Origin of the sequence: Terrimonas ferruginea DSM 30193 (assembly GCF_000425585.1) — a bacterium.
In the GTDB taxonomy this organism is placed as follows: Bacteria; Bacteroidota; Bacteroidia; order Chitinophagales; family Chitinophagaceae; genus Terrimonas; species Terrimonas ferruginea.
The window spans coordinates 151319-177300 of record NZ_KE384401.1 but is presented as its reverse complement, the minus strand read 5'-3'; the positions used below and the strand labels follow the sequence as shown (position 1 = coordinate 177300).

Below are 25982 nucleotides of genomic sequence, written 5' to 3'. Positions count from 1 at the left end.
AATCAGGATTTTGTTTTCTTTCTTACAAATTTTAATACAAGAATTATAGCGAAGTATAACAATGCGCACGCGGCAAGCATAAGGGGAATAAACCAGAAACCTACTACTTCTTCTCCTTTTTCACCGCGGATAAAACCGAAATCATGCCGGCCATTCCCAACAAAATAACCGGTATCGGCGGGGAACAATAGTTTCAATACTATCAGTATCGGAAAACAAGCCAATACGAGGGTAAACAGCGAAAGAATAACATATACCACACCATTCTGCAGGTTAAGCATCAAGGCCTGTAGAAGATGCCTCAGGCGAAAAGTCTTCAACGCCTGATCGATTTTGCGAACGGCTACTATCTCTTTCAATGCATCAGCCGGCTCTCCCAATGCGTCAAGTACCGAGAGCAGGTTCTCCGCTTCAGAACTACCCTTCTTTTGCTGCATGTGTTCATAAATATGGCTGTTGATCTCCATCAGCACATCTTCCCTGTCCGCAGGCGATAACAGCACCAGTGCTTTTTCGCAACGACGCATATATTCGCCATATATGGTCCCTGCAGTATCGGTAGCGAAGGCTATCGGCTTCATAGTTCAGACAGATTAGTAAAGAGACGTTGTATTACCTGCTTCATTTCTTTCAGTTTTTTCTTTCCTTCCGGTGTCAGGGAATAATATTTCCGGGGGATCCCCGACCCCTGTTCCACCCAACGAGACTGCAGCAAACCATCTTTGGTCATGCGCGTGAGCATGGGATAAATAGTGCTCTCTGTGACCTCAAAAGATGCCGTGGCTTTCAGTTCCACGATCAATTCATAACCGTACTGCTCCTTGCGCTGAATGATATGAAGTACAAAAAGTGGCAGCAACCCCTTGCGGAGCTGGGTGTCCCAGTTTTTGATAAAATCGCTTTTCACAATACGAAGTAAATAAAAAAAGTAATACATCGCATTACGATGTATTACTTTTTTCTAGGTATTCCGGCCCGCGGCCTTAGAAAGTAAATTGCCTACCTTTCCTGAAACAAAAAGACCAACCCAATGAACCCTGAGCAAACGAATCCGAACGAAGAAAAAACCGTGCTGGCCGACCACATGAACGAGATTCGGCAGATCGAGATAGAAGGTTATGAATTAGGTGTAAAAAAAGCCCGTAATGCGCTGTTCTGGGCCGGCGGCCTGATCTTCGCCGGGGAAATGCTGATCATGTTCCGGCTCGGTTACGGCTTTGATCCGCAGATATTCGGCATCGCCCTATTTGAAGCAGCCGTCTTCGTCGCATTAGGATTATGGACGCGGAAAAAACCTTACACCGCCGTGGTAACGGGGCTGATCGTTTTCCTCCTGTTTATCATTATTTCCGGTCTGATCGGCTATTTCGATTGGGGAGCAGAAGGCTTTATCACCAATATGGTCCGTGGCATCTTTGTTAAGATTGCCATCCTGGTAACACTTGTCAAGGGCATCAGCGATGCACGCGCGTTGCAGACCGCAAAAAGCGAAAGATTCTGAGAACTTATTTTTTATAAACAAAAAGCCGGATCGTGATCCGGCTTTTTGTTTGACACTCCTTTAACACCCGCACCAATATCTTTGGTGCATGCCATTCGTTAAACTACTGCTCCTGCTGATTCTTCCGTCTTTCGCCTTCGGACAGGAAGTTGTTTCCGGTAAAGTAACCAATGAAAAAGGTGAGCCGCTCGCTTTTGCCTCCGTTCGCCTCAACAAAAATGGCACCGGTACTTTCACCAATGAAAAAGGTTTGTTCCGCCTGACATGGCCGGGAAGATCGAACAGCGATTCGCTGGTGGTTTCTTTTATCGGCTACGCCGAACAACGTATAGCCATAAAAAACAAGGAGAACTTCAGCATACCGATGACGCCTGCCGAAGCCACATTGGAAACAGTAACCATCACCAATATAACCGCACTGGATCTCGTAAAAAGAGCGGTTGATAAAATCCCGGAAAACTATTGGCAGACTCCGCATATTACACACGGCTTCTATCGCGTACATACCAAAAAAAGTGATGAACACCTCATGCTGTCCGAAGCCGTATTTGATATTTTTAATCCCGGTTATTCTTCTTCAAAAACGAACCAGTTCCGTTTGTCGCAGATGCGTTCGATACAAGACGACAAAGGCTCGCATGGAATAGATCTGGGTCTCAATCCCAAAGGCTTGTATAAGTATGATATCATCCGCGACTTCGATCAATCCGATTTATTGGACAAATCAGGTTTGAAGAAACATATCTTCCGCTTTCTGAAACGGACTACCGTGAATGGGCAACCGGCTCACCAGATAGCTTTTGATCAAAAAGACGGATTGAAAGAATCATTGTTTAAAGGCATTCTTTATATAGATGTGGAAACGGAAGCTATCGTTGGCATAAAACTGGGCAGAAGCCCGAAAGGCATTGCTTATGCAAAATACGGATCGGCTGCAGAGCGGGCCTTGCTGAAAGTGATGGGCATGCATATCGATATCAACAGGGACGATCTGTCTGTCGAGTATCAGTCCATCTCAGGCAAATGGATACTGGCCCGTGTGCGCAACGATAATACGCTCCGCTTCCGGAGCAAGGGACGAAACTATGATTTCAATGCTGATGTTCGCGTAGATTATATCATTACCGGAATCGACACTGCGGGAGTAAGTTCCTTCGCTGCAAAAGAGACGTTGGGTAATAACCGTTTCATCGAATCGCAGCAGCAAAAAAGCGGTGCTGATTTCTGGAAAGATTACAATATCCTGCTCGCGGACTACAATGCGGAAGAAATCGCCGCCACCATCGAAGCGAAGAATGAGAGCAACCGCCTGAAAAATCAATTGCTCGCCAAATGGAAGAAGCTCCCAAAGCAAGCCGAACCACGCATTGATTCCATAATAAGTTATTATCACCGTAACGGATTGTTCAACGGTAGCGTGCTCATCAACCACAAAGGACAATCGATTTTACAAAAAGGATATGGTTTGTCGCGCGTTGGCGGCCAGCCCAATGACATACATACGCAATTCAGGATCGGGTCTGCCTCAAAAACATTCACAGCAGTATTGCTGATGCAGTTGGTGCAGGAAAACAAATGTCATCTCACCGATACCATTGGCACCTGGCTGCCGGGATATGTACATGGTCGGGTGACGTTGGAGCAATTACTCAGTCATAGTTCGGGGATACCAAGTTATAGCCGGTCGGCTGAATCATTGTCAGCCATGGTGCAGAAACGGTATCCGCTGCAGGAACTGATCGAAAAATTTGGAAGTGATTCATTGGAGTTTGAACCCGGAACGGCTTTCCGGTATAGCAATACAGGTTATCTTTTGCTGGCTGCTGTTGCAGAAAGGATTACCGGCACGGGCTGGAAGCAGGCATTGGAAGAACGCATTTTCAAACCAGTGGAAATGCAGGAAACGGCATTTGCAGATACGGCTATTAATTCGCGGGGTTATTGGATGGGTTCACCCGAGGTTTTATATCCATTGGAAAATATGGCCGGTGCAGGTGGTATATCATCCACTGTTACTGATATGGGAAAATGGGCATTGGCTGTTTATAATCATCAATTGATTTCGAAGTCGCTTACGGATAGCATGCTGGCGCCGCGGTTTGCTTATACCGACTGGGATGCCTGGTACGGATACGGCTGGATGAAAGATGAAAAAGCTTTCAGCGCTTCTAAAAACTATTCGATCTGGTATCATCCGGGAACCGATGTTGGTTACTACAGTATGTTTGTGATGGTGCCGGAAACACAAACATGTATTGTATTGCTGGGTAACCACGGAGATTTTCCCAGGTACGACATGACGGACCTGTTGTTGATGGCGTTGAAGGAGTAAGCAACTTACTATTGTTTAACGGCTTGAGGCGCCTGGTGCCAGGCGCCTCGTTACTGTATAGTCAAGGGCATATCTTACAAAATCATTTAAGGACATTCCATTCGAAATTGCGTACCGGGCCGCCTCACGGTGAAGTTCTGAGGATATCCGAACATTAAAACTTCCCTTATAAGTTTTGTCGGGTTCTTTTCCTAAAACCTCACAGGTTTGCAGATAGTCATCTACAGCATCACGAAATGCTTTTTTTAGCTGCTTAACGGAATTGCCCTCAAAATTTACGAGATCATTGATTCCAACAATTTTACCATAGAAAATCTCATCCTCATTGCTAAACCGGATTTCGCCTAAGTACCCTTTATATTCAAGCACATCATTCATCTTTAATTTTCATTTTTTCTTTTAAGTGTTGAATTATTTGATTTATCACATAGTGCTTAACTACATTTCCCGGATGGGGTTTGTGAATATTAATAATGAAGTTATTCTCATCGACGAACTTCCTCCTTGAACCACTGGTTTTACCTGTTGTCATTTCTTTATATCCAAAATGATTTAAAACTTTCAACAATTCGTTCCAGGTAAAATCAGCAGGTTTTACCAATAGTCTTGCTATTAGCTTGTCAATTTTTGCCATTAAAAACGGTATTTATTCCCTCTCAGTCGCTTAGATACCGTTCCAAAAATATAAACTGCAACTAAATATCAGTTGCAAATATATTTGAAATTTCGATTTTGCGAAAGATATTTTCTTTTTTGATCAATTCTGGCATCACGAGGTATTCGTGGTCCCTTTTCGTAATTTAGTCATCCCATTCAGATGCAATCATGTATACCATCTACCGCAACGTTCAGGTTATTTCCGTACAACAACAAAAACAAGCCCGCACGAGGCGTCCGCAGGAAATTGCCGATCCTGCGCGTACACGAAATAATCATCATGTTACCGTAGCTAAATTTTCGGGCGTGCCTTATGAATGCACGATAGGCGATTTCAAAAATCTTATCTATGAGGAGCATGTTGTATCGATTGCCGTAGATGAAAACTGGAACGTGATAGCCTCCGTTAATCATACCACCGGCGAACGGGGATCGCTGAAAGCTGTTGCCTCCTTCAGCGAAATGTTCGGTATCCTTTTCTTTATGGCCATACCGATAGTACTGTGCTTTTTTATTGCACGTAAGGCCTGGAACACGATCAGCTATTATTCCTGGGGATGGCCGATAATCGGTGTGGGCACAGGTGTCGGCTTACTGATCCTTCTTGGCGTGAGCAGACAGTATGGTGAAAGTAAGAAAGCATTGCAGGAGTTGTTGAAGGACCACTAACACTTACAACAACTCTACCCATCCTTCCGTTCCATTCACGCGTATCCGCTGACCATCTTTGATCAATTGCGTTGCGTGCTCCACGCCCACAACAGCGGGCAATCCATATTCACGCGCGATCACCGACCCGTGTGTCATTAATCCACCCACTTCGGTCACGAGGCCTTTTATCAGCACAAACAAAGGCGTCCAGCTCGGATCGGTAAAGGCTGTTACAAGAATATCCCCTTCTTCCAGACCGGCTTCCTCCATGTTCATGATCACTCGCGCTCTTCCTTCGATAATACCCGATGAAACGGCCAGTCCCGCCAACGCATCCGGCGGAACGCCTTCGCGGTTATACCGGCCATTGATCACCTCACCCTCCGACGTCATAATGCGTGGCGACGTAAGCTTTTCATAGTTTTTATACTCCTGCTTTCGTTCATCGATGAGTTGATAATTCAGTTGTTGCGTACGCACCACTTCGTATAATTCTTCATAGTTTAGGTAATAAATATCCCGTTTATCCTTCAACACACCGGCTTTTATCAACCGGTCCGCTTCCTGCAATAAAGCCTGTTTGTAAATGAAATAACAGTGTACCAGGTGATACTTGGGATACTCGCGGTATCCGGCAAAGGTGCGCACCAGCCCGATCATGCGTTTCGTTTCTTCGATCTTTTGTTCAGCATCCGGCAGGTCTGCCAACCGGGAGAGTATTTCCCGTTCTTTATTGCGTGACTGCTTCAGTCCCTGCTCAAACCTCCGGTAACCTTCCCCCGGCGGCAGGTTGCGGATATTACTCAGGATAAGCGGTACCAATGTCAGTGGCTTCTCGCTCCAGCGCGTCCGCGTGATGTCGATCTCGCCCGTGCAGCGCATGCCGTATTTATCCAGGTAACCTTCTATTGCCTCCCGCGCAGCAACACCCCCTTCGATAGCCGGTAGTCCGGCTAAAAAATTGTCGTCTTTGATTTCCTGCAGATAAGTGATTACTGCGGCATGCGGACGTATCAAGTCTGCCACCTGTAAAAGTTCAAGTCCCATTTCTGATGTGATATTGTTCGGTGCGGACTGTGTAAGAATATCGGCGACATTTTTTTCTCCCAGCCACTCTTTCATCTTTTCATTAAGCCACACACTTGCATCCATCGCTGACAGGATCAATGTCATACTTTGCGGATCACCGATTGTCTTTACCAGCAGATGCAGGTCTTCCCGGATGATATCAAGCATTGTGGTTCCGGATTGGCCGTTTAGTTTTTGTTTCAATGCAGCAACTTCCGCCTCAGCTTTTTTAATCAGTTGCCTGGCAATGACCGGCTCATTCTTTAGTTTATTGCGATAGCCTTCGGTTGAGATGACTTTCTCCTCTCCGGGATCTTCTTGTTTTACCTGAATAAAATCGTTTCGGTCCAGCAATGTCACCAGGGCATCTTTTATCAACAAATCAAATTGCCCCATCGTGTCGATCATCGTTTTATGCAGAGCGGGTATGGCCAGTGCCTGCGCAATATCCACGAACATTCTTCCGCCCGCTGCATACATCGGACGGGGCGTAATGAGTTGCCGGAAGGAAATGCCCAATGGCAGCATCACATCCGTCATCATCTGCTGATGACCAACAGATATATACACATGTTTTTGATCATCTTTCACTATTGGAATGGGAAACAGGGTGGTGATGGGACGGCTTTGCACAATATAAAGTTGATCATCTTGTATGCACCACTCGATATCCTGCGGACTACCAAAATGCGCTTCAATCGTTCTGCCGGCCTGCTCAAGTTGCAATACCTGTCCGTCTGAAAGCGACGGAAGATTTTGTTGCTGTGCCGGGATTTGATTTACTGCGGTTCCGCCGTCTTTCAATGGATTAACAGCCATTGTTTTCTTCGAAATCTTTTTATCGATGATCCGGCCTTCACGGACTTTAAAGTTATCAGCGTTTACCAATCCGGACACCAATGCTTCTCCCAATCCGAAACTTGCATCGATGGACAAAACCTTCCTGTTACCCGTAACCGGATCAGCCGTAAACATGGTTCCTGCTACCTGCGGCATTACCATTTGTTGAACGATGACAGCCAATTGCACTTTACGATGATCGAATCCGTTTTGGTTGCGGTAGATGACAGCCCGCTCCGTAAACAACGAAGCCCAGCATCGGCTGACATGTTTGATGATCTCATCTTTACCAATGATATTCAAATAAGTATCCTGTTGTCCGGCAAAAGAGGCGGAGGGCAGGTCCTCGGCCGTGGCGCTTGAGCGGATGGCATAAGCTTTCCCCACCGTCAGTTGTTCGTTAATCGCTGCGACGATTTCATCCGGAATAACGATCGCTTCGACTGTGTCGCGTATTTGTTTACTAATCCCTTTGAGTTGTTGATGATCGTCGGCAGAACTGAGTTCATGCAATAATTGTTGCACTTGCGGTGTGTCTATAACTTTTCGATACGCTTCCGTTGTTACGCAAAACCCTTCGGGTACTTTGATTCCTTTGATGGCAGAGAGTTCGCCCAGATTGGCTGCTTTACCACCGGCTAAAGCGAGCTGAGTTTTGTCGAGTTGTGCAAACGTTGAAACAAATGAAGACATAAAATTTATTGGCTGATGAGGAAGAAAAGTACACCAATTGCCGTGCCTCATTGTACTTATGATGCCAATAAATTTTTGAAAGAAAAGATTGAAAGCCGGGCCTTTGTAAGAATACAAATTGGCTAGATGGATTGTTCGGATTTGCATGAATATTTTGCCGTTATACATAATAAACTCCTGGAGGAGTCGTTAATCATTCAAGCCACAATCAACATGCATTGCCGATTAGTTATTCCCTTTTTGCTTATTTGCTTTTATTCGTGTAACAATCCTGAAAAGGTGTCATTAAATACATCAGTTCTCCATTCTCGTAATTTTTTTATCAAAACAGACGCTACTATATCCAGTGTGGGTTATCTGAACAACTACCTTCTCTGCTTGCAGGAAAATAAAAAAATGGTTGTACTTGACTCAAACTATCAGCGTAATACATCTATAGAAAACCGCCTGAACAGTTATGCATTAACAAGCCTGTTCACTTATAACGATACCCTTTTCGCCTTCATCAAAAACAAAGTCTTCATTATCGACACGGCCTTCAACCTCCTGTCATATTTACCCCGGAGGCACAACTATTACCATCCTCTTTATACCGATAGTTTGTACGAAGTGGACGGTAGTTGTGCAGGAGAATTTGGCGGCGCTATTTTCTTCCGCAACAAAAACACAGACATTGTCTATTCTTATCCGGCAACATGTCCCGATCAGGTATTGTTATACAAAGGCAGATATGTTGCAGGCATCAGCCTACAACACATGGGGAGGCGTATGAGTTATCTCGTTATCGATGACCCTTCTCAATTATATAAAATAACAGACGAGGAACTAAAAACATCCAATAACTGGTATCTGTCTGTTGACAGTCTGAAAAATGGACCCTCCAGCAGAAAAGGTGTCGTTAAGTATGAAGGTCCGGATGGTACATTACCCCTTGCCTCCTTTGTTAAAGACGATAGTCTTTACTCACTTTTAAACGATGATAGTATAAACTATATTGTCGTCCATAAAAACAACCGCTTATATAAACGTCAGGTGCTATCAACCAAAGGCCTTCGTTTCTTCGACAGGCACCCGGTAAAGACGGATACAAAAAAGCAGATCTTATGGTCTGGATTAATGAGTTCTATTGCTTCCAAAGACGCTTTAAAAACTCAACAAAAATCGGCACTTATTGTCATTAACGAAGGAAATATTGACATTCTAACCTTTGAACCTTCCGCCATTTTTTAACCATAATTAACCTTGCTTTACGCGCAAAGACCAATAGTTTTATTGCCACCACAATCTCTGCTTATGAAATTCTTTTTACTGCTGCCACTCTTCATTTGCGCAAAGCTGCATGCCCAGATAGAGCAACTGGTGCAATACGACTACAGAGTTACCTACGATTATACTTTTCAACCCGACAAAAAGGATTCCACCATTGTCGTTACCGAAGACATGCTACTGGAGGCCGGGCCGTTGTACTCAAACTTTTGCAGCTACAAACTTTTCCAACGTGACTCGGTCATCTATGTTATGGATGAATTGATGAAGAAGAGTTCCTCCCCGCCGATGATGCCAAGAATGCCACGGCCACAAATCCAGTACAAAATATTCAAAGAACATCCGGAAAGGCAAATGCACTATGCAACGGCTTTCGGTGTCAAGCGCGCGAGTTACCATGAAACCCTTCCCGTATTCAACTGGCAATTGGAAGAGGGTGAGGACTCGATTGCCGGTTATGCATGTAAAAAAGCAACCACCTCCTTTGCGGGCAGAGATTATATTGCCTGGTACACGCCCGACATTGCCATCGCCGACGGGCCTTACAAATTTTATGGATTACCAGGTCTTATTCTTGCTATTTACGACAACCGGCAACAACACAAATTCACCGTCACTTCCATTGAAAAAAAACCAAGGGTTGCCATGCTGGCCAAATGGAAAGGCATGTATATGCAGAATTTCCCCACCAAAGAAGCATTCAATGCTTACGCTGATAAGTTAAAAGAGGATCCGGCCCAGATGTACGAGCAGGATTTAATCAAGGTTTCGCAGGAAATGACAGACCAGGTGGTAGAAAATACTAAAAACGCCATCGCACGCTTTACCAATCCACTTGAATTGCCGTAATAGTCATTGTTGTATTTTTATACATCAGACCCATTACATGCGCAAATCTTTCAAATTGTTTTTGTTTCTTCTTCTCGCCGCGGCTTCGTCGCTTGCGTTTTTCCTGCTTTATTCGACGAACGTAACGGATAATACTGATGACTATATTTATGAACTCCCTTTCCCCGAAAACAAGCAACATCGAATCGTACAGGGTTACGGAGGACTGTTTTCTCATTCCCATATTGCCGCATTGGATTTTGAAATGTCCGAAGGCAATACGGTTTGCGCAGCGAGAGAAGGCGTTGTTTACAGTTATAAAGACAAGTCGGATGAAGGCGGCATGTTCAGCGATAACAAAGGAAAAGCCAATTACCTGATCATCCGGCACGACGACGGAAGCTATGGTTGCTACTGGCACCTCCAACAAAATGGTGTACTGGTAAAAAAAGGCCGTGTAACAAAAGGCCAAAAAATAGCGCTGAGCGGAGCTACGGGGCAGGTCATTCAACCACACCTTCATTTTTCCGTCAAAAGAAAACTGACCTATGACAGCGATTCGTTTGTGAAAACGAAATTCAGAACGAGTGAGGGTGTTAAATTGCTTAAGACCTGGAACAGTTATAAGAAGCCTTAAAGGATCACAATTTTCTTCATTACCAGAAATCCGTCTCCCGAAAATCTTCCCATATATACACCCGGCCCCAGATGGGTCAGGTTGAGACGCAGGATGGCACTGCCGGTTCTTCGTTCGCGCACGCGGCCATGCACATCCGTAATGATAACATCGTTTACTACGCGATCGCCCGCCTCCAACGCAATGGCGCCGGATGAAGGATTGGGCCACAGGTTCAGGCTGGCTGTGCTGGGATTGACCGGGACTGTAATTGAACTAAGCTCATATTGACGGAAGAAACGCCACATCTCCTGCCCCGCGTTGAAGTCCATACATGTTCTGCCCAAAAGCGTAAAGATTTTGATACCCGGCCATGTATGACCACCGCCGTTTACCCGCCAATGTTCCACTGTGTGTCCATTAACGCCGCCACTATATACAAACCGGTCGGCGGTCACATTGTCGGCTGTATTGCTATTAGGCACGGCCGTAACCAAAGGCGTAGTATTACACCCGTTCTGGTTTATCCAAAACTGTGTTACTGCCTGAATAGATTTGGAAGATGAATTACCGTTGTAAGGATTGAGCGGATCACTTGTGCCATGAATATGGATCGTTGGCGTAGGGTGTGACGGGTTGCACGACTCGTACATGTCAGTAGACATGGAGCCCGTGACTGAACCAACTGCAGCAAATCGGTTGCTCTTGCAGGCGAGGTAATAACTCATGAACCCACCATTAGACATTCCCGCACTGTAGATACGTTTTTGATTGATACTATAACGGGCTGAGATGGTATCGATGACCCTCTCAATGAATCCGACATCATCAACCGTTGAACCGGCAACACTTCCATAGTTCCAAAACCGTTGTTGCAATAAAGGCTGTATGCTGCCGTCGGGATGAACGACAATAAAACCCGCGGTATCCGCAATAGGCCGGAAGTCGCGGTTCTCGGCCTGATCGGCTCCATCCTTTCCCAAACCATGCAGGTTAAACACCAGGGGAGCCGGACGTGAAGGATTATAAGACGCCGGTACATAAAAGGAATAAGTTCTGGTAATACCCCCGTGAACAAAGGAACCGTTCACTGTTGTCTGTGCGCCTGCTTCGCAGGTGATCAATACATAAATAAGCAGGATCAGCAAGGGCATAGAAGTAGTTTTACAGGTGTATCTTCTAACGATACCTGTGCAGCAAATATTTTGCCATTTGCGATATTGTACGGCAATGTTTAAATTGATTTTTACCTGGCGTGCAATGGACGTAAGCATGCGGAACATTCGTAGAAACGTCACAACCAGCTAAACACCCTGGTTCGTGTATACACGAACCAGGGCAAATAAACCGCAATACCCAAAACCTTAGGCCGAAGCTTCGGCCCGAAGTGTCGGCCCGAAGTGTCGGGCCCTATGCCTTATACCTTAAGCCCTATACCTTAATCCTTTTACCACTCAATCTCCCACTGGCTCTTATCATTCACAAAATAATTGAGCCCATTACTCATGTGTTGCAACTCCTTACCATCTTTGCGGATCGTTGTCTTAGAAGCATACACCCTCACGCCGTTGTTCTCACGGGTGAGATAATTGATCAACGCGGCTAATGTGGGCGGCAGATCATGCAGCCATTGCCCGTCTTCCTCCTTTACAAACGCCTGGCTCATACTGGTTCATTTAAACGGTACAAACCTACACTCAAAAAATGATGCCGGAACCACTCATTCCACCGCCACCGTTATTTTATTCACCCACACCTGCTGACGGTCAAAGAACTGCAGAAACCTTTCCGCCATAAATTCTTTTGAATAACCGACCCTGCCGTTAAACAATTCCTTCCCGTTCACGATAACCCGCACCGGGCGCGATATATCTACCATCATCGGAGAAATATACAATGTCACCTCCGCCACCTGCGATGTGGTTAAGGTGAATGTGTTATCGAAATATTCAGCCTTAGCCTGCCCAAGCTTGTTGCCATAGCGGTAATTCCTTTCGGATCCGTCCGAGCCGAAGGTTTCAACAGAATCGGTACGATGCCATGCTTCCGGTTTTTTCTTCGTATCCACTTTTATCTGCAACCAGTCTATGCCGTGGAAGTCTTTATAATTTTCCTGTGATACATAAGTTAGTGAAGAAGGAAACGGATTGCGCGTCTTTGTTTGCATGTGTGCAAACATCCACGGCAGAATTTCTGCCTGATAAGGATGATAAAAATGCTTCTTACCCGGCATAAACCGGTAGTTCCAGTCGCCGCCGAGTTTTGTTACAAAAGCAGCTTTACTTTGAATACTGCGGCTGTCGGTCAGTTGATCTTTTTCCGCCACAAACGATACCAACGGACGATTGATCATATTATAATATTCCGGCGGGCTCACAAACATCCCATTGATCGCATAAAAGCACGCAAAAGGAGTCGATACATAACCAGCAGCATTGTATATTGTTTTACCTCCGTCGGAGAACCCTGCCAGGTACACTTTATTATCGTCCACATTGAATAGCTTTTTCGTTTCAGCCACTATGGCGTTGAGATGTTTGTATCCATAGTACCCGTAGATTGCAAGTTTGCTGTCCAGCACGGGAAATACCTCGATTACATTTTGCTGATCGAGGTAGGCAAAGCTGGGATTGTCTTTCACTATTTCACGTGCATAATCAACCGGCGCCTGCTTGCGCGATAACCATCCTCCCCGAAAATAAACCAGCACGGATGTCTTGTACGCCGGATTGTAGTTTTTGGGTACATAAACCAACACCGGTACTTTATAATTTGTATCAAGCTCCACATAAAATTCACCGATGATTCCGGTTTTGGAGAGCCGCGGATATTCGTGCCATTGAGTCAATAACCGGTAAAGTGAATCGCCGTTGATAGCAGGATCGGCTGCATACATATTGACTTTTTGCAGTGATCGTCTGGTATCCAACTTTGCTGATGAAGCTGCTACAGCTTTGATGAATCTGGCCGAATCAAGTCTGGTCCAGTCCTGCGCATTTGAGAGTGGGCTCACCAAAAGAAAAAACGACAGACAAAGTATTCGCATGACAGATAGTTTTACCCAAAACTAACTTATCAGCTTTGCTCAGAATTGGACTTATACGACATTTTTCGTATTATGGAATTTCCAGAAAGTATCCCCGATGCCAAGGTGTTTTCCTTCGCGAAAGAAAGCTGACGGAGATAAGCCTGTCAGTTTTTTAAATGACCGGATCATGTAGGATTGGTCGAGGTAACCGCTCTCGTAAGCAATGGTTGTCAGCGGCCCTTGTTTGTCGTGCATTATCCGCAGATCAACGGCATGACGGAACCGTGCGATCATTTTGTAATATTCTGGTGTAATGCCCAGTTCTTTTTTAAAGTCGCGGTTGAGTTTGCGGTGATTGATATAATGACTTTCCGCTACTTCACGGATCGTGTTCGCATTGTGCGGATCGTTGAGATCACGCAGTATTTTTTCAAGCACCCCGTATTCCCTTCGCTGATAAACTGATAACAGGAACACCTCCAGTTGTTGTATGCCTTCGCGCGGATCCCTGCAGGCAAAAGAGCTATTGATCTGATCAGTCCATTCCTTTGCATTGGCCGGATTGAACTCCTGTACTTCTTCCGGTGCAAGATCGCCATATGTTTGCCGGATAAAATGGTTGAGCCCCAAAGGCAGAAATACGATGCCGATTTTATATACCGGTCCTGTCTGCACCACCGTAGTTACCCGATGCTGCCGGGTCAGCAGTTTGAGCAAAGGCTTACCTGCTGCGCTTTCTACCTGGCTTACTTCTCCTGTTTTTAACGAAGCATGTTTGTAAAAACTAAGCGTGGTATTGATGTGCGGAAAAAAAGAAAACTTGCGGTAAAATTTTTTATCCTCCTGCACATCCACATAAAAATAAGCAATGTATTGCCGGAGTATGGGTGAAGCGGGCAGGTATGTTTCAAAAAGAGATTGCATGACAACTGCTATAAAGATATTAAAATCCAACACCGCACTCACCTTTTCAGGGGATAAGCCTTTTTACCGAAATGACCGCTTCAGGTGATTGGCTGCCCTTGCTATATCCGTCATTTTTACCAGCGTAAATCATTCGCCATGAAACCTGTTTTATCCCTTTTAGCATTCCTGCTCCTCAGTCAAATCGCATTCTCCCAAACAAAAAAACCAAAAGAGAAAGCGCCCACGCAAAAGGAGATGCAGGACATGATGAAGGAAGCCCAGGGCATGATGGATGAAATGATGAAGGAAATGAGTCCCGAAGACAGGAAGATGATGGACAGCATGGGCATCAAAGTGCCGTCAACGAAAAACGTGAAAGTGCCTGCTGTGTCCGACAAACAATTAGCAGATGCCTGGGAAGATGAAAACCGGATCGTGCCAAAGAAAGATGCTGCACGTATCGCTGCTATTCCCAAAGGTGTAACGGACGCGCGCATGCTCACTTATATCGCCGGTATTCAGAAAAAAATGATGAATAAAATGGATGCCAATACGCTCAAAGCCGGCAATACCATTTATGCAGAAATTCAGAAGACCGCAAAATCAAAATTACAGGCGGGCAACATGGCCGCCGCTTTCTGGATGAGTGGAAAGCCTTCGTTAAGTCTTTATCTCATGGGGCGTGTTTGCTCGGAAGACGCGACCAATACAGACAATCTCTGCAACTATGCCGCCATGCTCTCCATGAATGGCGGTCAGCACCTGGCGATTCCCATTTTAGAAAACCTTAATGCAAAATTCCGTCGCAACACCACCATTCTCAACAACCTCGGTCAGGCCTGGTTCGGCCTCGGCGATATCGCCAAATCAGAGAAATACCTCGACAGCGTGGTTGCCATTTACCCGTATCATCCGCAGGCTAATCTTACCAAAGCCGCCATCGAAGAAAACAAAGGCAACAAGACCAAAGCGATTGAATGCCTGAAGAAATCCATACGTCACGCTTATACGAAAGAAAAAGAAGAGAAGCTGGCCAAACTCGGCCACAAGCTTACACGCAAGGACATCAGCATGCCGATCAAACCTTCGGCCGATCCGCTGGGCCTTGAAAAAACCAAGCGCCCCGATTATCCGACCACCATTGCGCAGATCGATGCACTGCTGCCGCAATGGAACCAATTCAACGCCGACATAGAAGCCCGTACCAAAAAATTGCAGAACGAGATGAAGGAAGTAACGGCTGCGTACGCTAAATCTGCACAAGCAATGGCAGCAAAATTTATGTCGACAGGTGGTAATATCGAACCGCCTTTCATGCGCAAGGCTTCACTGCAACTGGAGGAACGTAAAACTTATTACCAGCAACGTTTCAAGAAGCTGAACGATCTCTACATGGACCTGCAAACCGATCTGCAGGCCATCCGTAAAAATCATAAACCAGCCGCACCAGAAGCGCCTTGTTCCGCCCATCGCGACCGCATCAACGAGCTGCTGAAGAAACTGAACGATCGGAAAAAATTATTTGATGATGAAGCGTTGAAACTGTTTCGCCATTATTGCAATGACATGGTCTTCTGGTCGCAGTACACCAGCGTGGATGAAAATGCATTCCAACTGATTAAAATAGAGTTTGAACTCACCTGGCTGCAGAAGAACCGCGAATATCAACCGCTGGAAATGAGTACTTATAAAGGCGCTTACAAAGATTGCGTGGAAAAAGAATCGGGAAAAGCCGGCAAGCTGGCAGAATTCGACGACATCGCCTGTCAATACAAAAGCTCCATTAATATGTGGGTGATCAAACAGGAGATCAATTGCAGCCATACCACTAGTACCTATGATGCCAAGCTGGTTAGTTTCACCTCAAGAGAAATAGGCAGTGAATATGTGGGCGGCACATTGAAGTATTCGCCCAAGGTTTCGGTTGGTGGCAAAGCAGGTCCGATTGCCGTTGAAGCATTTGCCGGCACCGACTATGTTTATGAACTGGACAAAGACAACAGTATCGTGGATTGGAATGCCGTAACAACAGTAGGTGTGTCGGCCGGCGTGGGCGGCAATGCGGGTCCCGTGAAAGCCGAAGCTTCTGTATCAGGCGCGGTGGAAATAGAGTTTGGTCCCAATGGTGTCAATGATGCAAACTTCGTTACACGTGGGGAAGTATCTGCCGGTGCGGCGGGGCAGAAAGTAGAGATCGGGGTGGAAGACCGCGTGAGCATTATCAGCGGACACGGCTCGGTGAAAGGAACAGGCAGCCTCGCCGGCATCACAATGACTCAATGGTGATTTTATTTGTTGCCCTTATAAATACGTGAGAGCACAATCAGTATCGAATTAACGATCAGGGAAAAACTATTGGTAATGATAATAGGATAATCCTCCTTAAGCAGCCCATACCAGATCCAGCAGGCAAGCCCGCAGAAAAGGGTGATGAGATAGATCAATGAAATATCCGCACTTTTCTTTTCCCTGAAAGTTTTGATCAGTTGGGGCAGCAGGGAAGCCGAGGTCAGCACACCTGCCGCGATTCCTACTATTGATTCGATTGATGGCATAACTGCAAAGGTCTAAATTCTATGCCAGTCCTTTAAAGGTGACATTTGTAGCGTTACCGGACTTCGGTTGAGTAAATTCTTCCCTTGTTTAATCCTGGCTGTAGGGAATTAAAAGCGGCAATTCCGGGAAAATGGCAGGCACGTCATTTGAGTTTCATTTTCAGACTTTATACACTTTAAATTTCTAAAGATGAAAGCAGCAGTGATCCATGCCCCGGGCAAAATCTCTTGTGATACGGTAGACGATCCGGTACTCAAAGATTCCACAGACATACTATTGAAAGTGACCGCTACGGCTATCTGCGGTTCAGATCTGCATATTTACTCCGGGGGCATCCCCCAGCCCCGTCCGATGGTACTCGGTCATGAGTTCATGGGCATTGTGGAAGAAATAGGGAAAGAGGTGAAAAATCTGAAGGTTGGTGATCGCGTGGTGGTGCCGTTTCCGATCGCATGCGGTCATTGCTTTTTCTGTTCGCATCATTTACCCGGCCATTGCGAAAACAGCAACCCGGATCATTATGGTCCCGAAGGCGGATTGTTAACCGAAAAAGGCGGTGCCTTATTTGGTTACACCGATCTGTATGGCGGCTACGACGGAGGGCAGGCGCAATACGTTCGCGTGCCTTACGGCGATGTAGGGCCACGCATCGTACCCGATAATCTTACCGATGAACAGGTTTTATTTCTCACAGACATTTTTCCTACCGGTTATACGGGCATTGATTGGGGTAATGTTTCGGGAGGTGAAACGGTAGCCATTTTTGGTGCCGGCCCTGTTGGCATCATGGCGGCAAAATCTGCCTGGCTGCGGGGCGCGGGCAGGGTAATCATTGTAGACACGCAACAATACAGGCTGGATATGGCGGCAAAGGCGGCTAATGCTGAAACACTGCTATGGGAAGGCAGCAGCCCGAAAGATGTAATAGAACAAATTCGCGCAGTAACAGAGGGTCGTGGTGCGGACGTTTGCGTAGAAGCGGTAGGTTTTGAGCCGGACCGCAGTTTCCTGGACAGGGCAAAGGCTGTCATCAATTTAGAAAAAGGTTCACCCAAAGTAATTGAAGCCTGCATGAGTGCGGTACGCCGCGGAGGTATCGTATCTGTTTTAGGCGTGTATCCAACTACCTACGATAATTTTCCCCTTGGCCAGTTCTTCGATAAAGGTATTATTATGAGAGGTGGTCAGGCACCGGCTCACAAGCATATCGATAAACTGCTGGGTTATGTGCAGGAGGGAAAAGTACGCCTCGATGATATCATTACGCACCGGTTGCCGCTCAGTAAAATTGCAGATGGCTACTCCATGTTTAAAAACAAGGAAGATAATTGTGTAAAAGTGGTACTCGATCCCTGGGCGGAATAGTGGTAAGTTGTAAGTAATAAGTTTTAAGTAAATCTTTGCGGCTTTGCTCCTTAAGCGCCTTTGCGTGAAAAAAAATGTACCGATATCACGCAAAGACGGGAAGGCTATCTGGCATATCCCTTTTTGAATTTTGACTTTTGAATTTTGAATTATAAAAGTCCGTATTGCGTGGCCGTGCGAATCAGTAGCGCCGTATTCTTCACGCCGAATTTGGTGAGAAGATTTTTGCGGTGACTATCGACAGTGTGCATGCTGATGAATAATGCCCCGGCGATCTGTGCGTTGGTGAGTCCGTCGGCAATGAGGTTGAGTACTTCTTTCTCGCGTGTGCTGAGAACGGGTACATTCTTCATTTCCCGTTGTTCGGATGCCGACATCTCTAGGTCGAAGCTCATATACAAACGACCTTCATGTACAGAAAGCAGCGCTTCTTCTATTTCTTCTTTGGAAGCACTTTTCACCAGGTAACCGGTTGCCCCGTTCAATACCATTTTGGAAATGTAGCTGCGTTCCTTGAAGGTGCTCATGGCCACAATTTTTACGGAAGGAAATTCTTTCCTGATCTTCTCGGCAAGCTCGATGCCTGATACGTCCGGCATGTTAATATCAGTAAGAACAATATCCGGTAATTGTTCCTTGATCTTTTCAATCGCTTCCCAGGCGTTGCTGGCCACACCGGTCAGGTTGGCAAACGCTATTTGCGCCAGCATGGAACGCATACCTTCCAGTACCATCGGGTGATCATCCACTACCAGTACTTTTATTTTGTCCTCGTCTTTCATGAAGTGCAGTTGATATGCCGGTCAATTAAAGCTTTAAATTAAGCCGCTTCCGGCATTTTACAAATAACGTTTCCCCTGCACCTCCCGTTATCCCCTGTTTGGGGGATTCTGTGCTGTCTCCGCTTCCACTTTTTCAGAGGATTGTCTGCCTTACCGCTTAATGGCACTTTTACATCCACATTGCTTCAACTGTACGAAAGATTAAGACCTTCAATCCGATATCACACCACCTTTGTTCTCCAGGCCAACGGGCCTGCTCATTCCTGGAGTCTGTTCGCAGCTGAGCTTACCCTATCAAAGCAACCTGACGCGGGAGAACGAAAGAGCGCTGACTTATTCCTTATGTTGCCATTACGTTTAAAAAATAAAAAGCAACTCTTGAGGATAAACATTCCGAACATTTGTGTTCCTCAGACCACCAGGGATTAGATTTTATGCAAAATTCACCTCACTCAAACTTATATACATTCTAAACTGTCGTTCATGTGTAGATAAATGCTTTATATGGGCTATAGCATGTGCGTTATCCAATGCTATCGTCCCCTGGTTCCCCGCAGTGTTACCTTCGTTTGTCGATCGTAAATGCCCACTGTAAACCAACTTCTGCCATGAAACGAATTATACTCGTTCTTACCACTATCCTTTTCTTTAATTCCGTACAAGCCACCATTTATTATGTTGACGCGGCACGTGCTGATAACACGGGCGCAGGCACGAGCTGGGGCACGGCCAAGCGTGATGTACAAGCCGCCATCATTGCCGCCACCACCGGTGATGAAATATGGATAAAAGCCGGCAATTATCTTCCTACGCACGATCCTTTCGGTAGTGCCACTCCCGCCAATAACCGCGACAAAACCTTTATGCTGAAAGAGGGTGTGAGAATCTATGGCGGTTTTGCCGGTACCGAAACGCTGTTGAGTCAACGTAACTGGATCACCAATGTCACTACCCTCAGCGGTGATCTGGGAACCGTCGGGACATTAACCGACAACGCCTATCATGTGGTCATGACTGTCAACCTTACCAATGCTTCCGTACTCGACGGTGTCACCATCACAGGAGGTTATGCAACGGCTGCGGGCGGATCACGCATTACCGTCAATACCCGGGCTATTGACCGGTATAAAGGTGGGGGCATTTACAATGCCTACTCAGCCACCACTTTTACCAACTGCACTATCAGGAACAATAGTGCAGATTGTAACAATGGCGATGACGATTCTTTAGGCGCCGGGATGGTAATAGAATTGGGCAACTCCGTACTGACCGATTGCATTTTCGACAGTAATTCTTTTATCGCCGGTGGTGCAAGTTTCGGTGTATTCGGAGCAGGCATGAGCATACTCGGAGGCAACAACACACTTACACGATGTGTCTTTGCCAATAACCTTGGGCGCATCGGTTTCACCGACGGGTCCAGAGGAGGCGCGCTGGATCTCAACGGTACTACTGTTGTAACCAATTGCATCTTCTACAATAACCAGGCTATGAATGGCGGCGCCATTTCAGCAGGTGGTGACCAATACAATACCTCAACTTTCTCCAACTGTACCTTTGCCAATAACACCTCGAGTTTTGCAGGCACTGCTTTTATCGGATTTGCCTTTGCCACTTTTACCAACTGTATTTTCTCCAACAATAACCCTGTCACCAGTAGTGTGGCCAACAGAAACGAAATATACAGCCAGGAAACCCGCACACAATTTCAGCCCCGATTCATCAATTGCATTATCCGTGATGCTGCCGGCTCAACCGTTACCAATACTTCCTGCACTGGTGTAACAACAGGAAGTCCGTCTTTTGTGAATGTATCAGACGGTGATGGTGGCGACGACAGATGGGGAACGGGTGACGATGGATTGCGTCTGCAATGTGCCTCTTCCGCCATCGGCGGCGGCACCGGCAGCACACCTGCTACCGACTTCCTCGGACTTACCAGAATCACGCCCCTGGACTTGGGCGCTTATAAAGGTGGTTATACCAATGCCAATACCGGCTCACTGCCCACATCGAGCATCACCAATTTACAGGTACCAGTGGCAGCAGGCATCAATCACCTTGCTACCTGCTCAAATCTTGTCGCTTCACTTCAATCGGGAGGAGCTTATACGGTGTCGGGAAACCTGACCGTAAAAACCTGGATACAAGGTTCACAACCTGTTGGATACGTAAGAAGAAATTACGAAATAACTCCCGGAACCAATGCAGCTACCGCAACAGGACGTGTGACGCTTTATTTCACACAAGCGGACTTTGATGCCTTCAATAACCAGGTGCCTGCCCCCGCACTGCGTCTGCCCCAAAACTCCGGCGATGCAACAGGAAAAGCCAATCTCCTCATTGAAAAAAAAGCAGGCACCAGCAGCAACAACACCGGTTTGCCCAACACTTATTCCGGAGGCCGTTCCAATATCAACCCCGTTGACGCGGACATCATCTGGAATGCAGGCAGCTCAAGATGGGAAGTAACATTCGATGTTACCGGCTTCAGCGGATTTTTTGTAAAGACATCTCCCATCCTCTTACCACTCAATCTCATCAGCTTTACCGGCACCAAAAGATTTGAGTGCAACACTTTCCAATGGAAAACGGAAAATGAAACCAATACCCGCCGTTTTGAAATCGAACGCAGTTCCGATGCGCAAAACTTCCAGCAGATCGGAACGGTAAGCGCCAACGGCTCCGGCAATCATCAATATAAGTTCGACGACTGCAATCCACCTGTAGGCAAAGTGCATTACCGGTTGCGCATGATCGATATCGATGAAACTTACACTTTCAGCAATATCGTGACGATGAACCATTTTTACACAACCTCGGTCGACATTTTCCCTAATCCCGTAGCAAAAGAAGTATACGTACGTATTCCTGACAGAAAGCTGCTGAATACCACCGCACGCATCATTGGTATCAATGGTGCACAACTGATAACATTTACAATTACTGAACAAACACAACAGGTGAACATCGGTCATTTACCGGCAGGTACTTATGTACTGGAGTTGGCCGATGGCACTCGTTCCAAAATAGTGAAAGTGAAATAACCAGTACACCGTCATGGTTCCTGTGAAATGCAGGAATCATCTTTTTAACGGGGGGTGGATGGATGACGAACCGGGACGTTTGACTCATCCTGCAGGACAAGAACCCGTTAGCCCAGGCATTGCCTGGGCTTTTTATTTTTTCTTCCTGATATTTTTCAAGCGCTGTGCCGCAGGACTTACCATCCATTTGATGGTGCGCGAGAATCTTCCGTCAGTAGGGTATTTGCGCTGCGAAGTAATGTTGTTGAAAATAAGCGCCACAAATAAAAGGATCAGTACACCCGACAACACCGGCGACAAGACATACCAATAACCCAATGCTGTTATTTTCGCACCGCCTGTTACGGCGATCAATGCCGTGGCACCGCCGGGCGGATGCAGGGTTTTGGTATACTGCATCGCAACAATCGACAGCGATACTGCCAGCGGCGCGGTGATCCAGAGAATATCGGGCAGCAACTGCGCGATGGTTACACCAATCACGGCGCTTACGAGATGTCCGCCGATCAGGTTGCGCGGCTGGGCCAACGGGCTTTGAATGGCACCATAGATAAGCACGCTGCTCGCACCAAACGATCCGATCAGGAATACATTCTCCATTTCTGTGAGGTAGGACGACTGAATAAAGGCGATAACACCAATGCCAATAAACGACCCCAGGAAAGACCAGAACTTCTCCCTGTAATCAACAAGCGTTTCTTTATAGATAATGTATTTGCTGATGCGATAACTCCGTCTGATGCGCTTTATCATGACAAACCCTTTATAGTCAACACAATGCTTTTCCATTCAAAACTACGACCAGCCAACAACATGGCCCAATTGCCTTAAATCAGTATCTTTGACCGCAATTCCAAATGTCACGGCTCACAAAATATATTGCCACCACGCTGATGCTTATTGTCATGTGTATTTCCACAGGCAACGCATTTTTTACAGCAGCAGAAGATGATTGCTGCCATGCCGCGGTTACAATAACCGATGACTGTGACGACGAGGGAGACCAGGACTGCAGCAACAGCGGCAATCCTTTTCAGTCCTGTGGCTGTTGCTTACACGCACTGATACCTTCGCAGCCGGTTGCTTTTCAATCAGCTTCCTATCCTCCCGCCATCAGTTTTCTTCAACATCCGCAGGAAATTCTATCCAACGCCTACCGCCCTGACTTCTGGCAGCCTCCCCGCTTTTCATGATCTGATCATTCTCCCTTTACATCATTTCTTATCAAAAATTATTTCGACATGAAAAGTATATTTTCATTCCTGTTCGTTATTGCCTCGTTGTGTATATCCAATTCCGCTTCCGCGCAGACCGATACGTCCGCTGCCAAAGCCGTTGTTTCCGTCGTCAACCTTACCTGCGACGGCGACATGCCCACTATCAAAAAACAATTGCTCAACCAGGACGGTGTTGAATCGGTCGCTTTCACCAAACGTGCTGGCGGTGCATCCGATTTCACGATTTTGTATAATGGACAGGTGATCTCGATCGAACAGATCCGTAAAACGATCGAAGACACACCCGGCTGCGACGACAAAAGTTCAAAACCTTACCGCGTCAAAAAGGAGAAACCGGCTAAAACGGAAAAACAATGAGGCGGACATTTGTATTTGTCCTCCTGCTGTTTACCGGTTCATTACATGCGCAACTCATCAAAGGAAAACTCTTTGGTGAAAATGAGCAGGGAAAAGAAATTCTCCCCGGAGCAACCGTGCAATGGATAGCAGAAGGTGCGCCCGTGATCGTAAATGAAAATGGTGTCTTTCAATTAACAGTTGAAGGATTAACGGACAAACGCATCATCGCCCGTTGCACTGGTTATCTTACCGACACGATACAGTGGGACGGTGGCGGCTATGTAAGCATCCTGTTGAAAAGAGCACCGGTAGCCATGAGCGGCGTAACCGTTACCAGCAAGTCCGGTAATCTATTCCCAACCACTTCCGTCGTTCAAATGGAGCTGATCAACCAGCGCGAACTGAGTAAAGCCGCCTGCTGCGACCTGGCAGGTTGTTTTGGTACGCAGGCCTCCGTGCAGCCGCAGACAACCAATGTGGTTACCAATTCGCAGGAACTGCGCATACTCGGATTGTCCGGTGTTTACAACCAGGTGTTGGTCGATGGCATGCCACTCGTGCAGGGCCTCACCTATACTTATGGTATCAGCACTTATCCCGGTACGGCTGTCGAGAATATTTATGTGGCAAAAGGCACAACCTCCGTGCTGCAGGGTTTTGAAAGCATCAGCGGCCAGATCAATGTAGACACGCGTCATCCTGATGAAAGCGATAAGTTTCATTTCAATGCTTACATCAATAGTTTTGGCGAAAAACATTTCAATGCGAACCTTGCGGGAGCCGTTGGCAAAAATAAAAAATGGCACAGCCTGTTGGCTTTACATTCGGTACAACGCGCTGCCAGAACAGATCGCAACCACGATGGGTTTCTCGATCTTCCCCTGCTTACGCGATACATGGCCTATAACAAATGGAAATACGGCAGCGAAAAAGAGCCCGGTTTTCATTGGCAACTCGGCGTACGGTTTGTCAATGAAAAACGTATCGGCGGACAAAACAACTACCGCGAAGACAATGATAAAGGCAGCGGAAATATATACGGCCAATTTGTACAATACAATCAACCGGAGCTATACAGCAAAATGGGTTTCCGTTTTTCTGAAAAACACCTGACATCGTTTTCCGCGGCCGGTTCGCTTCATCAACAGGATTCATGGTTTGGCACCCTGAGCTATCGCGGACGTCAAACACTGGGATACCTGAACCTGCAACATGAACTATTGTGGAAACAGCACTCCCTGAAAGCCGGCATCAGTTATCGCTACCTGAACACAACGGAGGATTTAGGTCTTTCGGTGCCTGATCCTGCGAAAACCTATATGGGCAAACATCTCACACAACTGCGTGTGCCGGGTGTGTTTGCAGAAAACACCTTTCACTGGGCCGGCGACAAAATGATTCTAATTGCCGGCGCAAGGCTGGACAAACACCAGACCGAAGGCTATTACTTCACACCGCGCACGATGTTGAAATATGCGATCAATCACCGGCATACCTTCCGTGCTTCGGCAGGTACGGGATGGCGGCAGGTTAATTTGTTCAGCGAACAACCTGTGATGCTGACGAGTTCGCGCAATATCATCTTACCCGCAACACTGAAGCCCGAAGAAGCGTTCAACTGGGGAATCAGTCATACCTGGCGTTTTAATCTCGGAGCCAATTCTTCGGGTACGATCAGCGCCGACTTTTACCAGACGCTATTTCAGCGGCAGATCTTTCCCGACTATGATGCCGACCCGGCGGGCATCGTGATCCGCAACCTGGAAAACGCATCACGTTCCAACGCCATGCAGATAGATGCTTCGCTGGTACTGTTCCGCCAGCTCGAGGTAAGGGCAGCTTATAATTATCTCTATGCTTACCGCAAAGAAGGAAAAGAAAAACTGTTGTTGCCTTTCAATCCGCGGAACCGGGTGATGAGTGCCGTATCGTATCGCACAGTCAATAACCGCTGGCAGGCCGACATCAATGCTCACTGGTTTGATAAAATGCGGCTGCCCGATACCCGTAACAATCCGGAGCAATACCGGCGACCGGCTGAATCGGAAGCCTATATTACGGTGAACATGCAGGGAACTTTCCGGATAAAATCGTTTGAGTTTTATGCCGGCTGTGAGAACATTGGCCACTACCTGCAGCGTTCGCCGATCATCAGTGCGGATAATCCATTCGGGCCTTACTTTGATTTATCCTCGGTATGGGGACCGACGAGGGGAAGAGAATTTTATGCGGGAGTGCGATATAGTCTGGGAAAGAAAAAATAATCTTC

At 46.5% G+C, this 25982-nt stretch carries 24 protein-coding genes; 12 read left to right on the top strand and 12 right to left on the bottom strand.

Annotated features, from left to right (window positions below):
- Positions 1-2: 2 nt before the first annotated feature.
- Positions 3-581 (bottom strand): HAAS signaling domain-containing protein, encoded by a 579-nt coding sequence (locus tag H608_RS0118610; RefSeq protein WP_028789008.1) that lies wholly within the window; start codon positions 579-581, stop codon positions 3-5.
- A complete protein-coding gene (locus H608_RS0118605) occupies positions 578-907 on the bottom strand; it encodes a PadR family transcriptional regulator (RefSeq protein WP_028789007.1) in 330 nt (109 codons plus the stop codon). The genes H608_RS0118610 and H608_RS0118605 overlap by 4 nt, the downstream gene beginning before the upstream one ends.
- 123 nt (positions 908-1030) lie before the next feature.
- Here H608_RS0118605 and H608_RS0118600 point away from each other — a divergent pair, with 123 nt between their 5' ends.
- Together H608_RS0118600 and H608_RS0118595 are read left to right on the top strand one after the other, a co-directional pair.
- On the top strand, positions 1031-1501 hold the full coding sequence (locus tag H608_RS0118600) for a hypothetical protein (protein ID WP_028789006.1): 471 nt from the start codon (positions 1031-1033) through the stop codon (positions 1499-1501).
- Positions 1502-1589: 88 nt separating this feature from the next.
- Positions 1590-3833: a serine hydrolase gene (locus H608_RS0118595; protein ID WP_028789005.1), complete on the top strand. Its 2244-nt coding sequence runs from the start codon at positions 1590-1592 to the stop codon at positions 3831-3833.
- A gap of 15 nt (positions 3834-3848) precedes the next feature.
- On the opposite strand, the gene H608_RS0118590 is transcribed toward H608_RS0118595, so the two are convergent.
- Together H608_RS0118590 and H608_RS0118585 are read right to left on the bottom strand one after the other, a co-directional pair.
- Positions 3849-4211 carry a type II toxin-antitoxin system HicB family antitoxin gene (locus H608_RS0118590; protein ID WP_028789004.1) on the bottom strand — a complete coding sequence of 121 codons (363 nt, stop codon included), beginning with the start codon at positions 4209-4211 and terminating at the stop codon, positions 3849-3851.
- Positions 4204-4467 (bottom strand): type II toxin-antitoxin system HicA family toxin, encoded by a 264-nt coding sequence (locus tag H608_RS0118585; RefSeq protein ID WP_028789003.1) that lies wholly within the window; start codon positions 4465-4467, stop codon positions 4204-4206. The genes H608_RS0118590 and H608_RS0118585 overlap by 8 nt, the downstream gene beginning before the upstream one ends.
- Before the next feature lie 191 nt (positions 4468-4658).
- On the opposite strand from H608_RS0118585, the gene H608_RS0118580 reads away from it, so the two are divergent.
- Positions 4659-5159: a hypothetical protein gene (locus H608_RS0118580; RefSeq protein WP_028789002.1), complete on the top strand. Its 501-nt coding sequence runs from the start codon at positions 4659-4661 to the stop codon at positions 5157-5159.
- A 3-nt stretch (positions 5160-5162) separates the two neighbouring features.
- Here H608_RS0118580 and ppsA read toward each other — a convergent pair whose 3' ends face one another.
- Positions 5163-7742, bottom strand: a complete 2580-nt coding sequence (ppsA, locus tag H608_RS0118575) for a phosphoenolpyruvate synthase (protein ID WP_028789001.1) — start codon at positions 7740-7742, stop codon at positions 5163-5165.
- A gap of 378 nt (positions 7743-8120) precedes the next feature.
- Here ppsA and H608_RS0118570 point away from each other — a divergent pair, with 378 nt between their 5' ends.
- The 3 genes from H608_RS0118570 to H608_RS22985 all read left to right on the top strand — a co-directional run bounded on the left by H608_RS0118570 (position 8121) and on the right by H608_RS22985 (position 10473).
- The gene (locus H608_RS0118570) at positions 8121-8972 is read left to right on the top strand and encodes a hypothetical protein (RefSeq protein WP_155990251.1); all 852 of its coding nucleotides are present in this window, start codon (positions 8121-8123) and stop codon (positions 8970-8972) included.
- 63 nt (positions 8973-9035) lie between these two features.
- Positions 9036-9857 carry a GLPGLI family protein gene (locus H608_RS0118565; RefSeq protein WP_028788999.1) on the top strand — a complete coding sequence of 274 codons (822 nt, stop codon included), beginning with the start codon at positions 9036-9038 and terminating at the stop codon, positions 9855-9857.
- A gap of 37 nt (positions 9858-9894) precedes the next feature.
- Positions 9895-10473: a M23 family metallopeptidase gene (locus tag H608_RS22985; RefSeq protein WP_051268465.1), complete on the top strand. Its 579-nt coding sequence runs from the start codon at positions 9895-9897 to the stop codon at positions 10471-10473.
- Here the strand turns inward: H608_RS22985 and H608_RS23880 are convergent.
- The 4 genes from H608_RS23880 to H608_RS23875 form a co-directional block, all read right to left on the bottom strand.
- Entirely contained in the window at positions 10470-11606 is a 1137-nt protein-coding gene (locus H608_RS23880; RefSeq protein ID WP_162142903.1) for an extracellular catalytic domain type 1 short-chain-length polyhydroxyalkanoate depolymerase, read from the bottom strand. The genes H608_RS22985 and H608_RS23880 overlap by 4 nt on opposite strands.
- Before the next feature lie 293 nt (positions 11607-11899).
- Positions 11900-12118: a hypothetical protein gene (locus H608_RS0118550; RefSeq protein ID WP_028788998.1), complete on the bottom strand. Its 219-nt coding sequence runs from the start codon at positions 12116-12118 to the stop codon at positions 11900-11902.
- Positions 12119-12172: 54 nt separating this feature from the next.
- Positions 12173-13498 carry a hypothetical protein gene (locus tag H608_RS0118545; RefSeq protein WP_155990250.1) on the bottom strand — a complete coding sequence of 442 codons (1326 nt, stop codon included), beginning with the start codon at positions 13496-13498 and terminating at the stop codon, positions 12173-12175.
- A 51-nt stretch (positions 13499-13549) separates the two neighbouring features.
- Positions 13550-14404, bottom strand: a complete 855-nt coding sequence (locus H608_RS23875; protein ID WP_051268461.1) for a helix-turn-helix domain-containing protein — start codon at positions 14402-14404, stop codon at positions 13550-13552.
- 138 nt (positions 14405-14542) lie between these two features.
- On the opposite strand from H608_RS23875, the gene H608_RS0118535 reads away from it, so the two are divergent.
- Entirely contained in the window at positions 14543-16672 is a 2130-nt protein-coding gene (locus H608_RS0118535) for a tetratricopeptide repeat protein (protein ID WP_028788996.1), read from the top strand.
- A gap of 2 nt (positions 16673-16674) precedes the next feature.
- Here the strand turns inward: H608_RS0118535 and H608_RS0118530 are convergent, their stop codons facing one another.
- Positions 16675-16941, bottom strand: coding sequence for a SemiSWEET family sugar transporter (locus H608_RS0118530; protein ID WP_028788995.1), 267 nt, complete (start codon positions 16939-16941; stop codon positions 16675-16677).
- A gap of 190 nt (positions 16942-17131) precedes the next feature.
- Here H608_RS0118530 and H608_RS0118525 point away from each other — a divergent pair, with 190 nt between their 5' ends.
- Positions 17132-18307 carry a zinc-dependent alcohol dehydrogenase gene (locus tag H608_RS0118525; RefSeq protein ID WP_028788994.1) on the top strand — a complete coding sequence of 392 codons (1176 nt, stop codon included), beginning with the start codon at positions 17132-17134 and terminating at the stop codon, positions 18305-18307.
- A 149-nt stretch (positions 18308-18456) separates the two neighbouring features.
- On the opposite strand, the gene H608_RS0118515 is transcribed toward H608_RS0118525, so the two are convergent.
- Positions 18457-19089 (bottom strand): response regulator transcription factor, encoded by a 633-nt coding sequence (locus H608_RS0118515; RefSeq protein ID WP_038009095.1) that lies wholly within the window; start codon positions 19087-19089, stop codon positions 18457-18459.
- Between the two features lie 608 nt (positions 19090-19697).
- On the opposite strand from H608_RS0118515, the gene H608_RS0118510 reads away from it, so the two are divergent.
- Positions 19698-22136: a T9SS type A sorting domain-containing protein gene (locus H608_RS0118510; RefSeq protein ID WP_028788992.1), complete on the top strand. Its 2439-nt coding sequence runs from the start codon at positions 19698-19700 to the stop codon at positions 22134-22136.
- A 132-nt stretch (positions 22137-22268) separates the two neighbouring features.
- On the opposite strand, the gene H608_RS22970 is transcribed toward H608_RS0118510, so the two are convergent.
- The gene (locus tag H608_RS22970) at positions 22269-22889 is read right to left on the bottom strand and encodes an HPP family protein (RefSeq protein WP_038009091.1); all 621 of its coding nucleotides are present in this window, start codon (positions 22887-22889) and stop codon (positions 22269-22271) included.
- Positions 22890-22993: 104 nt separating this feature from the next.
- On the opposite strand from H608_RS22970, the gene H608_RS0118500 reads away from it, so the two are divergent.
- The 3 genes from H608_RS0118500 to H608_RS0118490 are packed head-to-tail and all read left to right on the top strand — an operon-like array spanning position 22994 to position 25977.
- Positions 22994-23329, top strand: a complete 336-nt coding sequence (locus H608_RS0118500) for a hypothetical protein (RefSeq protein WP_028788991.1) — start codon at positions 22994-22996, stop codon at positions 23327-23329.
- A gap of 48 nt (positions 23330-23377) precedes the next feature.
- Positions 23378-23731 (top strand): heavy-metal-associated domain-containing protein, encoded by a 354-nt coding sequence (locus tag H608_RS0118495; protein WP_028788990.1) that lies wholly within the window; start codon positions 23378-23380, stop codon positions 23729-23731.
- Positions 23728-25977: a TonB-dependent receptor gene (locus H608_RS0118490; protein WP_028788989.1), complete on the top strand. Its 2250-nt coding sequence runs from the start codon at positions 23728-23730 to the stop codon at positions 25975-25977. The genes H608_RS0118495 and H608_RS0118490 overlap by 4 nt, the downstream gene beginning before the upstream one ends.
- The last annotated feature ends 5 nt before the right edge of the window (positions 25978-25982 follow it).